At 35.2% G+C, this 12,959-nt stretch carries 8 protein-coding genes and 1 tRNA gene; 6 read left to right on the top strand and 3 right to left on the bottom strand.

Features of this window, described 5'->3' with window-relative positions; all coding sequences use genetic code 11:
• Nucleotides 1–57: 57 nt before the first annotated feature.
• A complete protein-coding gene (polA, locus tag KBJ98_RS01020) occupies nucleotides 58–2,895 on the bottom strand; it encodes a DNA polymerase I (RefSeq protein ID WP_210787910.1) in 2,838 nt (945 codons plus the stop codon).
• A 316-nt stretch (nucleotides 2,896–3,211) separates the two neighbouring features.
• On the opposite strand from polA, the gene KBJ98_RS01015 reads away from it, so the two are divergent.
• The 3 genes from KBJ98_RS01015 to KBJ98_RS01005 all read left to right on the top strand — a co-directional run bounded on the left by KBJ98_RS01015 (nucleotide 3,212) and on the right by KBJ98_RS01005 (nucleotide 6,464).
• Complete coding sequence (locus KBJ98_RS01015; RefSeq protein WP_225899037.1) at nucleotides 3,212–4,702, top strand: hypothetical protein; 1,491 nt, start codon at nucleotides 3,212–3,214, stop codon at nucleotides 4,700–4,702.
• A gap of 156 nt (nucleotides 4,703–4,858) precedes the next feature.
• Nucleotides 4,859–6,094: a metallophosphoesterase gene (locus KBJ98_RS01010; protein WP_210787909.1), complete on the top strand. Its 1,236-nt coding sequence runs from the start codon at nucleotides 4,859–4,861 to the stop codon at nucleotides 6,092–6,094.
• Between the two features lie 73 nt (nucleotides 6,095–6,167).
• Nucleotides 6,168–6,464, top strand: a complete 297-nt coding sequence (locus KBJ98_RS01005) for a thioredoxin family protein (RefSeq protein ID WP_166133029.1) — start codon at nucleotides 6,168–6,170, stop codon at nucleotides 6,462–6,464.
• Between the two features lie 15 nt (nucleotides 6,465–6,479).
• Here KBJ98_RS01005 and KBJ98_RS01000 read toward each other — a convergent pair whose 3' ends face one another.
• Both KBJ98_RS01000 and KBJ98_RS00995 read right to left on the bottom strand, forming a co-directional pair.
• Entirely contained in the window at nucleotides 6,480–7,121 is a 642-nt protein-coding gene (locus KBJ98_RS01000) for a polysaccharide deacetylase family protein (protein WP_210787908.1), read from the bottom strand.
• Nucleotides 7,122–7,260: 139 nt separating this feature from the next.
• On the bottom strand, nucleotides 7,261–10,572 hold the full coding sequence (locus KBJ98_RS00995) for a glycosyltransferase family 117 protein (RefSeq protein ID WP_210787907.1): 3,312 nt from the start codon (nucleotides 10,570–10,572) through the stop codon (nucleotides 7,261–7,263).
• A 256-nt stretch (nucleotides 10,573–10,828) separates the two neighbouring features.
• Between KBJ98_RS00995 and KBJ98_RS00990 the strand changes: the two genes are divergently transcribed.
• The 3 genes from KBJ98_RS00990 to nusA all read left to right on the top strand — a co-directional run bounded on the left by KBJ98_RS00990 (nucleotide 10,829) and on the right by nusA (nucleotide 12,873).
• Nucleotides 10,829–10,899: transfer RNA gene (locus tag KBJ98_RS00990), tRNA-Gln, on the top strand.
• Nucleotides 10,900–11,141: 242 nt separating this feature from the next.
• A complete protein-coding gene (rimP, locus tag KBJ98_RS00985; RefSeq protein ID WP_187038231.1) occupies nucleotides 11,142–11,606 on the top strand; it encodes a ribosome assembly cofactor RimP in 465 nt (154 codons plus the stop codon).
• 13 nt (nucleotides 11,607–11,619) lie between these two features.
• On the top strand, nucleotides 11,620–12,873 hold the full coding sequence (nusA, locus tag KBJ98_RS00980; protein ID WP_210787906.1) for a transcription termination factor NusA: 1,254 nt from the start codon (nucleotides 11,620–11,622) through the stop codon (nucleotides 12,871–12,873).
• Nucleotides 12,874–12,959: the final 86 nt, after the last annotated feature.

Below are 12,959 nucleotides of genomic sequence, written 5' to 3'. Positions count from 1 at the left end.
ACACATTTGTCATAAAAAAACTCTAATCAAACTGATTAGAGTTTTTACGTCTTCTTATTAATGTGCTTCGAGCCAATCTTTTCCTTTTCCAATCTCCACTTCTAATGGAACTGTTAGTTGAAAAGCGTTTTCCATTTCGTGTTTAATCATGGGTTGAATAGCATCTAGTTCGTCATTGTGAACATCAAAAACAAGTTCATCATGTACTTGAAGCAGCATTTTGCTTTTCCAGTTTTCATCGGTCAGCTTTTTATGAATGTTGATCATGGCAATTTTGATGATATCGGCGGCGCTACCTTGAATTGGTGCATTGACGGCATTTCGTTCTGCACCACCACGAACGATGGCGTTTTGCGAGTTGATATCTTTTAAATACCTACGACGTCCTACAATAGTTTGCACATAGCCATTGTCTCGGGCAAAATCAACTTGATCTTGTATGTATGATTTTAATTTAGGATACGTTTGGTAATATGCTTCGATCAAATCGGCACTTTCTTTACGCGACAAATTGGTTTGATTACTCAATCCGAATGCCGAAACCCCATAAATGATTCCGAAATTCACTGTTTTGGCATGACTACGTTGTTCGCGAGTTACTTCTTCTAACGGCACGTTAAATACTTTTGATGCCGTTGATTTATGAATATCTTCTTTATTTTGAAAAGCTTTAATCATATTCTCTTCGCCACACAAAGCGGCAATTACGCGAAGCTCAATTTGGGAGTAATCCGCCGAAACTAAGGTGTAATTTTCATCTCTAGCAACAAATGCTTTCCTGATTTGGCGACCACGTTCGGTACGAATTGGGATGTTTTGCAAGTTAGGATTGTTTGAGCTCAAACGTCCTGTTGCTGCTACTGTTTGCATGTAATCGGTATGAATGCGTTTTGTAGCAACATCAACTTGATTCGGTAGGGCATCTACGTAGGTGTTTTGTAGTTTTACTAATTGACGCCAATCTAAAATATCTTTTACAATTGGATTTTCGGCGGCTAAATAACTTAAAATTTCTTCGCCAGTGGCATATTGTCCTGTTTTGGTCTTTTTTTGCTTGGCGCCACCTATTTTTAATTTGTCAAATAAAATATCTCCAAGTTGTTTTGGCGAGGCTAAGTTGAATTTTTCGCCTGCGGTTTCGTAGATGTTTTGCTCTAGCTTTTTTATATCTTCTGTTAGGTTTTGCGAAAGCGATTGCAAGAAAGCGACATCTACACGAATGCCTTCGCGCTCCATATCGGCTAAAACTTTAACTAACGGAATTTCGATATCGTCAAATAATTTTTTGGTGCCCGTGTTGTCTAATTCGGTTGTGAATAATTCTTTGAGTTGAAAGGTAACATCGGCATCTTCTACAGCGTATTCTTTGATTTCCTCAAGAGCCACATCGCGCATTGACTTTTGGTTTTTACCTTTTTTACCAATTAGCTCTTCAATTGATTGCGGACTGTATTGCAAATAGGTTTCGGCTAAAATATCCATGTTGTGACGCATGTCAGGATTGATCAAGTAATGCGCTATCATGGTGTCAAATAGTTTTCCTTTTACAGTGATGCCATAATTAGAAAGTATTTTGAGATCGTATTTTAGATTTTGACCAATTTTTTCAATGTTTTCGTTTTCAAAAAAGGGAAGAAACTTGGCAGCAAGTACTTGTGCTTCTTCTTGATTTTCGGGAAACGGAACATAAAACCCTTTGCCTTTCTCGAACGAAAATGAAATCCCTACCAATTCTGCATGTAGCGCATCAAGGCCTGTAGTTTCGGTATCAAAACAAACGGAGCTTTGATTTTGTAGATTTTGCAACAGCAAGCGCAATCCTAAATCACCTTGAATGATTTGATAGGCGTGTGGTGTTGTTGCTAATGTGTTATAAAAAGCGGTGCGACTAGTAGCGTCTTCATCTGTTGTTGCTGCTCCAAATAAATCAAATTGGTCGTCGTTTTTAGTGCTTTTTTTGTAAAGCTTCGCATCGTTTGCAACTTCAGTTGTGTTGCTGTTTTGCGATGGATTTTTAAAAATGGCATCAAATTGCTCGGCCATTCGTCTAAATTCTAATTCGTTAAACAGCGCATCTGTTTTTTCAACATCAGGCGTAGATAATTCATAATCAGCCTCGTTGAAGGTAACAGGACAATCTAATAAAATGGTTGCTAATTTTTTAGAAAGTAAACCCAACTCAGCATTCGCTTCAATTTTGGTTTTGATGGCGCCTTTAAGTTGATGGGTGTTGGCTAACAAATTTTCGATAGAACCGTACTCAGCTAGGAATTTTTTAGCAGTTTTTTCGCCTACACCAGGTAATCCCGGAATGTTATCGGCAGAGTCGCCCATCATTCCTAAGTAATCAATTACTTGTTCGGGTCTTTCAATTTCAAATTTTTCAAGTACCTCTGGAATACCCCAAATTTCAATGCCATTACCCATTCGGGCAGGCTTGTACATAAAGATATTTTCAGACACTAATTGTGCAAAATCTTTATCTGGCGTAACCATAAAAACTTTAAAATTTTCTTTCTCAGCTTGTTTGGCTATCGTACCAATTAAATCATCAGCCTCGAAACCCGCCACTTCGATAATAGGAATGTGCATGGCTTTTAGCAATTCTTGAATATAAGGAACGGCAATTTTAATAGCCTCTGGTGTGGCATCTCTATTGGCTTTGTATTCCGGAAAAAGTTCGTTTCGAAGCTCGCTACCTCCTTTGTCAAAAGCTACCGCCAAATGATCTGGTTTTTCTCTTTTGATCACATCCATTAATGAATTCATAAATCCCATAATGGCAGAGGTGTCCATGCCTTTGGAGTTAATTCTCGGATTTTTAATAAACGCATAATATCCTCGAAAGATTAAGGCGTAGGCATCGAGTAAGAAAAGTCTTTTTTGTGCTGACATAAGTGTGAATTTGTAAAGATTTCAAAAATACAAAACTTCGAAGACAAAGTATGGAGCGGTTTGGAAATCTTTTTGGAGGAATTTCAAGATTTGAATTTTTTAAGGGAGGAATTTCAAAATGCTTTGAGGTTGGTAGCCACCTAAATTCCTAAAACATAAAAACCTTGTCTTTTAATTTTCTATTATTGTAAGAAAATATATTTGTAATAATAAAATAAGTGCTTTTTATCGTGATTATTTGTATTTTATCGATTTTAATTATTATTTTTGGTTGAAAGTTTAGAACAGATTACAAACAACTCAAAATACCTCTGTCATGAAAAAAAAATACTTCTCCTTTAAAATTTTCTTTAGCTTTTTTATCTGTTTTATGATTTTTACAGTAAATAGCTATGCACAAGTAGGTGTTGGTACAATTACTCCAGATGCAAGTTCGGTATTGGATGTTTCATCAACCACTCAGGGAATGCTGACGCCAAGAATGACAACGGCGCAAAAAAATGCAATCGCTTCACCAGCGGATGGATTAATGGTGTACGATACTGATTTGAAAGCTTTTTATTATTATAATGCGGCAATCCCAAGTTGGCTTCCAATAAGTACACAAGCAGACGGACGTTTAAAATTTAAAAGAATACGATCAACGGACAATGTAGCTACTATTTTAGCTGCTGAAAAGGTAGCTGGATCAAATGCAAAATATTTACTTGATGCAAACACGTATTACGAAATAAACGGAACTGTAACTTTTGATTTGCCTATCGATTTAAATGGGGCATATATCTCTGGCGTTGATACCAATGAAGATCGTCTGGTTCGTGCAGGTAATTTATTTGAAGGTGCTACCGGCGGAAGTATCAGGAGTTTGACACTGCAAGCTACTGCGGGTGGAAGCGTTTTTAATATATCTGGAAATGCTGCTCAAAATTTAATTTTTAGAGATTGTGTAGTAGCAAGTTCAAGTAGTGTTGGGTCTATTCGTGGTTTAGGTTTGGTGTTCGTTAGTATTGTTCAGTATGCGGGTAATGCGGCAGGGGTTGTTTATGAAAATATAAGTAAACTTTTGATAAGTAATGCAGGATGGTTTGGAAACAATTCAGGAACTTACGAAAAACTTGTAGGTACATTTGATTTAGTACAAAAACAAGGAGGCTTTACTGAGGTGGTTGGTACAAATATTGGTTTTGATGTTTCAGAAAACCCAACTATCAATAGTGATGCAGTACTTGAAACAGTTGTTTTTACAGGTACATTAACCTCTGGTAAGTACGTTAATGGATATACGATAGGCAGTTATGCAGGTTACAATTTTAGTAATAGTTGGACTGTTCGTTGCGCTGGAATTCCAACAGAAACAGATGCTGGAGCCGTTGGTGAATTATCAGTTGATTATGCAGTAGGTCAGGGTATAAACACGGGCTTTTCGTTATTTAATCCAAGTACTACAATTAAGTTACAAGCAGCTTCAACGTCCACAAATCTATTTCGATTTTCAACAGGAGGGCAAAGTAATAGGTTGGTATACTTGGGTCGCAGAAAAAGGTTTTTTCAAGTGAGTGGTTCTATTTCTTTTCAGGTTTCAAATCCAGGAACATATATAATTTATATCGCAAAGAATGGATCTGTTTTATCACAATATAAAATTTATGGTCGCGGTTTAGTGGTAAGTGATATTGTGGTATTGCCATTGAGTGCGTTGGTCGAGCTAAGTCCTAATGATTATGTTGAAGTGTATGTTCAGCGTTATACTTCTACTAATCTTTTAGATAGTATTCTCACTCCAAATATGACATTGGTTGTTAAGTAGTAATTTTGGAATTTCAGGAAATTCGCACTGCTTTTATAAGTGGTGCGTTTTTTTTAAATGAACATTAATTTATAAAGTTACGCAACAGTTAAAATTAAACTAATTGCAAGTTGTGCTTCACGATTCTTTTGTTATTTTGCTCAAAAATAATTGGTAATGATTTTTCGTCTCGTATTTATAAGTTTAATTCTTTTTATCTTAGAATTATACACCTATCAGTTTCTTAAAACTTTGATTAAAAGCAAACCACTTTTAGTCTCATTACAAGTGTTAAGTGTACTAATTTTAATCTATATCGTATATGCGCTCACTCAGTTTGATCGAAGTGTGGGACAAACTCAACAAACAATGTTTACCATGGGTTTGTTGTTGGTCATCTATGTGCCTAAGTTGCTCATTACTTTCGTGCTATTAGGAGAAGATGTTTATAGACTTTTTGTGGGGACCGTTAATTTTTTTGGAAACTACGATAAAGACGCCGCTTTTTTTGATTCCCGCCGAAAATTCGTTAGTCAGATAGGTTTAGGTCTCGCTGCAGTCCCTTTTCTCTCACTAATTTATGGCGTAACTATTGGGAAATATAATTACAAGGTGATTAAACAGCGTATCTTTTTTCCGGATTTACCCGATGCATTCGATGGTTTTACCATTACTCAAATTTCGGATGTTCATAGTGGTAGCTTTGATAATCCTGAAAAAATTCAATATGCTATTGATTTAGTGAATGAGCAAAATTCAGATATCATCTTATTTACAGGAGATATTGTCAATACACATGCTAAAGAAATGCTTCCTTGGATTGAAACTTTCAATAAAATAAAAAGTCATCCTTTTGGTAAATTTGCAGTGCTTGGTAATCACGATTACGGAGAATATGTTACTTGGCCCAATGAGGCAGCAAAAGAAGCTAATTTTCAAGCTATAAAAAAACTATACGGCGACATTGATTTTAAATTGTTGCTGAACGAGCATACGTTTATCAAAAAAGGAACAGATCAATTGGCTTTGATTGGAGTAGAGAATTGGGGACATAATTTTAAACAAGCTGGCGATTTAAAAAAAGCTTCAGGTTCATTAACCAAACAAGATTTTAAAATATTAATGAGTCACGATCCTTCGCATTGGGACAAAGTTGTTCAACATGACGATAAACACTATCATCTTACACTGTCAGGACACACGCACGGTATGCAGTTTGGTATCGAGATTCCTGGTTATTTTAAATGGAGTTTAGTGCAATATGTGTACGCACAGTGGGCAGGATTGTACGAAAACCTCGGACGATACGTTTATGTTAATCGCGGATTTGGTTTTCATGCCTACCCAGGTCGAGTAGGTATCATGCCTGAAATTACAGTTATAGAACTAAAAAAAGGTGTAAGTATCGCATAATTGGTTAAAAATGCTACATTTGTAATACAACTAACTTTTTGTAGTTAATTTTCAAAATTAAATTTTTGGTTTTATGTCAAAATTTGGAGAACTAATCAATGCTCGAATTCCGGTTTTAATAGATTTTTATACCGATTGGAGTGAGCCTTCAGTATCGATGCATCCTGTAATAAGAGATGTGGCGGCGGCGCTTGGTGATAAAGCAAAAGTCATAAAAATTGATGTCGATAAAAACAAAGAGTTGGCAGACGCATTGCGCATTAAAGGGCTTCCTACCTTAATGATTTATAAAGAAGGCCAAATGGTTTGGAGACAATCAGGTGAGTTGGACGCCAATACCATTATTAGTTTAGTGCAAGAGCAAGTTTAAAATAGGTGTACGGTATCACAACGGTTTACACGCAAAATTGTGCTGTTGTAAGTATTCCAAAAGTTTTGGTAATACGTACTGTAAATTATTGAATGCTTTTTTGCTATCGTGAAAAACGATAATACTTCCTGGCCGAATTCCGGTTAATACATTTTTTAAGCACTGTTCTTTGGTAATTGTGGTGTCAAAGTCTGCACTTAAAATATCCCACATTACAATTCGATATCCTAAGTGGCGAGCTGTTTTGGCTTGGCTCGGTTTTATTTTGCCGTAAGGCGGTCTAAATAATAATGGCAATTGATTTGTGGTGGTTACTTTGTCAAGCTCGATTTGACAATTTATAATATTATCTTCATATATTTTATTTTGGGTCTTCCAGCCGTTTAAATGATTTTGGGTGTGATTACCTATGCGATGACCTGCGCTATTGATTTGCGTAATAATTTCTGGATTTGCTGCTACATTGTCTCCAATACAAAAAAAGGTAGCTTTGCAATGGTATTTTTGTAATTGAGCAAGTACCCAAGGCGTGATTTCTGGAATCGGACCATCATCAAAAGTTAAATATACGGCACGTTCTTTTGTGTCAATACTCCAAATGTATCGGTGAAATAAACGCTTGATAAGCCAATTTGTTTTAACCCAATAGAACTTCATAAGGCGCAGTTTGTTTGTGAATTTTGGTGCAAGTACGTTTTGAAGTAATGTTTTATTAGTGTTTGTAAATAAAAAGAGTGTTTTAGTAATAGACTTAGTGGGCTATTCTAAAACACTCTTCTTTTATGGACTCAATCTTTTATTCCAAATCACGTTGAAAACGCTCAAACATTTTAATATAAGTGTTAAAGCTAACTTTGTTTTTGTTGTAAAAAGCGAGATCGCCATTTGTTTTCATGACTGTTAATAAACTTCTGTATCGTTCAATATCAGTAATAATTGGGATTGCAATACTTGACTGTTCAGATGATTTTAATCCGCCATAATAATTTAAGTTTTCTTGGTATTTTTTGACCAATTGATTCAAAAGCTGTTGTGCTTTTTTAGTTTCGCCAACTTTATAATAACCATCTGCAAAGGGTTCTACTAGTGAGTAATACCCAAAATATTCAACAGGCATTTTAGTCATCGCTAATTCAATGATATTTTTTGCCTTGTCTTTTTTGCCTTCAGCAATAAGTTGCAACATAAGTCTAGAAAGATTTGCTCTGTACGTTATACTGTTGCGTCTGGTTTCTGGATCGTGGTAAATGTTTGGACTTTCGCCATTACCCCAATCCCATTTCATTACTTTGGCATACATATTATCAGTGTCTAGTTGCCCCATCTCAAGAGGACTAGCATCTTTTGCTAATGCGGTTTTAATTGGAACCAATTTGTAAACCATACCCTCCAATTGAAGATAATCTTTTAGCCAAAGATAATCTTCGCTATCTGATGAGCCTCCACTAAAATAGATAGGTCGTTTCCAGTTGTTATTAGCAATTAGGTCCAACATCATTAGCCTATTTTTATATAGTGCGTTTCCTTTAATTTCGATATCTAATGATGATACTATTGAATCATTAAACTTAGGATTAACCACTTTGTTTTTAATGATAACATTCTTGTCTACAGGAATTCTGATTTTGTTGGTTGGATAAAAATGAATAGTTTGTCCATTTTGCATGTCAACTGTTGATTGCGGATTTTTGATAAAACTAATCAAATCCTTAACGTCCCAGCGGCTGTCTACTTTTGGTATATGAGCTACATAATCTAACTTGTCACCTACATAATCATCATGGGTAAACGATATAGGCAATGGGTCCGACTCGTAGGTTTTGGTTTTCATTTGGTCAATATACCAATCCGTCATAAATAGACTTGTGTTTACAATTTTGACATCAGTTCGTATGCCTTCTATTTCTTGGGCATACCAGAGTGGGAAGGTATCGTTGTCACCAATGGTAAATAAGATGGCATTTTTGTCGCACGATTCTAAATACGCTTTTGCCATTGCTACGGCAGTATATTTGCCAGAACGATCATGATCGTCCCAGTTTTGTGATGCCATTAATACCGGTGCAGCTAGTAAAGTAGCAGCAATAAGTGCTGGTCCTGCAATTTTTGGAGCTAAATATTTTTGAGCACTCTCATATAATGCGTATACTCCAAAACCAATCCAAATAGCGAATACATAGAATGATCCAACTAGGGCGTAGTCGCGTTCCCTTGGTTCAAAAGGTCTTTCGTTCAAATAAATCTTTAAAGCGATTCCGGTAAATAGAAATAAGGAAAGCAGTACATAAAAACTTTTACGGTCTTTACTAGCGTGATACATCAATCCGATTAGACCTAAAATAAATGGGATAAAGAAATAAACATTACGTCCTTTATTGTTTAGTACATCTGATGGTAGATTTTCTTGGCTACCCAAATGTAGTTCATCGATAAACGAAATTCCACTTAACCAGTTCCCGTCTAAATAATCGTAGCGGCCTTGTACATCATTTTGACGTCCTACAAAGTTCCACATTAAATACCTCCAGTACATGTAACCAAATTGGTATTCAATCATGAAACCTAAGTTATCAGCAGTTGTTGGTTTTTCAACAATTAAATAGTCACCATAGCTTTTCAAGAATTTTACATAACCTTCGTTGTCAATTTGATTTTGAGCATATGCTTGTCTGAACTCATTTACAATTTTTTCCGTTTCATTTTTTAATTGCGCAATGGCTTTGTTATAATCCTCTTCACTTAACTGACTTGGATCAATACCATATTTACCTAAATCGTCTTCGTAAGGATAGTCAGGATTCAATCTAAACTCTGGCGGATTACTAAAATTCATGTAGTTTTCGATATGACCATCGCTCCACATTCTTGGTAGAATAGTTTTGTGATTGTCATCAGAATTTTGAGCAGCGTTCTTAAAGTTGTTTACAATAACATATTTTCCTGTTTTGTAATCGCGCTCGTAATTAGGTGCTTTATCCAAATAAGGTTTGTCTTTGTCTAAACCAGCAAAATTTTCGGTGTATTGAGGTCCGTAAAACAAAGGGTTTACTCCATATTGTTCTCTGTTGTAGTAGGCCAAAACTTCGCGTGCATCAGACGGTTTGTTTTCGTTGATAACGGTGTTAGCATTTGCTCGTATAGGAAGCATCATCCAAGTTGAAAATCCAATTAAGATAAAAAGAACGCAAAGCAGTACTGTGTTGTAAGTCGCTAATCCTTTCTCCTTGGTAATTTTTAAGCCAAAGTAAAAGAACGCCACCAACAATAAGGTTACAAATATAGTTCCTGAGTCAAAAGGTAAGCCCAAACTGTTTACCATGAATACTTCGGTTTTTCCAAAGAAACCCATGGTAAGAGGTAATAATAGTTTGAAAATGAAGAGTAATATTGCAATTACAATAATGTTCGCTAAGATAAAGTTCTTAATGGTAACAACTTTGTAGTTTTTAAAAAAGTATAAAAATCCAATGGCAGGAATAGTCAACAAGGCCATGAAGTGCACTCCAAATGAAAGTCCAACTACAAGTGAAATGATCAACAACCATTTATTTCCTCGTGGATTATTCATGTCTTGTTCCCATCGCAATCCTAACCAAAATAATAAAGCAATAAATAGAGAGGCCATCGCGTATACTTCGGCTTCAACAGCATTGTACCAAAAACTGTCCGAAAAAGTATAGGCAAGTGCACCTACAAAGGAACTTCCTAATACAACTATATCATTATATTTAGGATTATCTTGATTGGATGTGTTACTTGTTTCTGTTGCAGATACAATGCTAATTAATTTTTTTAGCAAAAGTGTCGATGACCAAAACATAAATAAAATGGTAAAAGCACTCGAGAAAACAGACATCATATTAACCATTAGCGCTATTTGGGTAGGAGCAGTTGCAAACATCGCAAAAAAGGCACCCATCATTTGGTATAAAGGTGCTCCTGGTGGGTGACCAACTTCTAGCTTTGCTGCTGTGGCAATGTATTCACCGCAATCCCAAAAGCTCATTGTAGGTTCAACTGTCAAAGTGTAGGTTAATAATGCGATCCCAAATGTGAACCATCCTAAAATGGTATTCCATTTTTTGAAATTGAATACTGCTTTATCCATGTACTATTTTTTAATTAAATTGTAGGATACAAAGAAAATGTTTTTTTGTTTAACCTTCGTTGCATTAACATTATTTTCTGGAAAAGAGTATTGATTTAATAACTCCTTGACAATGAATTATTTTCGTCTACGTAGTGCTTTTAGCTCAAAAAAAAATCAATTTTTTTTCATAAAAAGTTGAAAAAAGTTTGCGCAAACTAAAAAATAGTCTAAATTTGCACTCGCTAAGGAACAATAGCGACTTAGTAATCAAATTTGGTCTATGGTGTAATGGTAACACAACTGTTTTTGGTGCAGTCTTTCTAGGTTCGAGTCCTAGTAGACCAACAAATAAAACCTCTCAATTTTTGGGAGGTTTTTTTGTTTTAGGATAATTTTGTTTGAGATGTAAAAGAATGTTTTTGGATATAGAGCTCCAATTAGAATGTAATTTTATGAAATATAAGCAATAAGCGATCTTTTTAAGGTGTGCTAATATTTCAAATTACAAAAAAAAGACTATCTTTGCACCGTTATTTATTAAAATCTAGATAATGAGGGGACTAAATGTCCCCTCTTTTTATAAAAATATGACATTTAAAGAAAAAGTAAATTCCGTATTAAACGAAGCCTTAGCCGAGAAGCCCGCTTTGTTTTTAATAGATCTTGTTATCACCGATGCCTACAAGGTAATTGTTTCGCTTGATGGCGATCAAGGTGTTGTATTGCAGGATTGTATTGATGTGAGTCGTTATATCGACAATCATTTAGATCGTGAGGAGCAAGATTATTCTTTAGAAGTAGCCTCGGTTGGGGTAGGATCTGCTTTAAAAATGGTGCGTCAATACAAAAAAAATATTGGTCGCACATTAATTGTAAAGACTGGTACAGAAATAATTGAAGCAGAATTAGTAGATGCTAATGATGATTTTGTAATTTTGTCCTGGAAAGCAAGAGAACCAAAGAAAATAGGAAAAGGAAAAGAAACAGTTCAGAAAGAATTACAACTTTCTTACGCAGATATAAAAGAAGCAATTGTTACAGTAACATTTTAATTAAAGAATTCGCATGGAAAATTTAGCATTAATCGATTCATTCTCAGAGTTTAAAGATGATAAACTTATTGATCGTGTAACGCTTATGGCAATTTTGGAAGATGTATTTAGAAATGCATTAAAGAAAAAATACGGTTCAGATGATAATTTCGATATCATTATTAATCCTGATAAAGGAGATATGGAGATATGGCAAAGAAGAGTAATCGTTGCGGATGAAGATCTAGATTTTGATCACTTAGAAATTACTTTAACAGAAGCTAGAAAAATTGAGCCTGATTTTGAAATCGGTGAAGAGGTTTCAGAAGAGGTAAAATTAATTGATTTAGGTCGTAGAGCTATTTTGGCATTGCGTCAGAATTTAATTTCGAAAATACACGAACACGATAGTACGAATTTATACAAGCAATTCAAAGATTTAATTGGCGATATTTATACTGCTGAAGTGCACCATGTGCGTCCTAGAGTAGTTATTTTGGTTGATGATGAAGGAAATGAGATTGTATTACCAAAAGAAAAACAAATTCCATCTGACTTTTTCCGTAAAGGAGATAATGTAAGAGGAATTATTGAAAGTGTTGAATTAAAAGGTAACAAGCCGCAAATCATTATGTCTAGAACTTCTGAGAAGTTTTTAGAAAAATTATTTGAACAAGAAATTCCGGAAGTTTTTGACGGTTTAATCATGGTTAAAAAAGTAGTGCGTATTCCAGGTGAAAAAGCAAAGGTAGCTGTTGATTCATACGATGATCGTATTGATCCAGTAGGTGCTTGTGTGGGAATGAAAGGATCACGTATTCACGGTATTGTAAGAGAGTTAGGTAATGAGAATATTGATGTAATCAATTACACAACCAACTTGCAATTATTTATTACAAGAGCTTTGAGTCCAGCAAAAGTATCTTCTATTAAAATTAATGAAGAAACAAAAAGAGCTGAAGTTTTCTTGAAATTAGAAGAAGTTTCAAAAGCCATCGGTCGTGGTGGTCACAATATTAAACTAGCAGGATTATTAACTGGTTATGAGCTAGATGTAATTCGCGAAGGTGATGTGGCTGGTGCTACAGCTGATGAAGATGATGTTGAATTAACAGAGTTTTCTGATGAAATCGAGGATTGGGTTATTGAAGAGTTTGCAAAAATTGGTTTAGATACTGCGAAAAGTATCTTAAGTCAAGATGTTGACGATTTAGTACGTAGAACTGACCTAGAAGAGGAAACAATTCTAGATGTAATTAGAATATTGAAAGAGGAATTTGACAGTTAGTCATTGGTTCTTCAACGATAAACATGCCACTTTACAAAACAATATCACGGCGGTAGGTATCGAAGTGATAGTAAAGTGAGGAATAA

Origin of the sequence: Flavobacterium erciyesense, from assembly GCF_018069925.1 — a bacterium.
In the GTDB taxonomy this organism is placed as follows: domain Bacteria; phylum Bacteroidota; class Bacteroidia; order Flavobacteriales; family Flavobacteriaceae; genus Flavobacterium; species Flavobacterium erciyesense.
The sequence above is the reverse complement of the archived record's forward strand: the minus strand, read 5'-3'. Positions and strand labels throughout refer to the sequence as shown.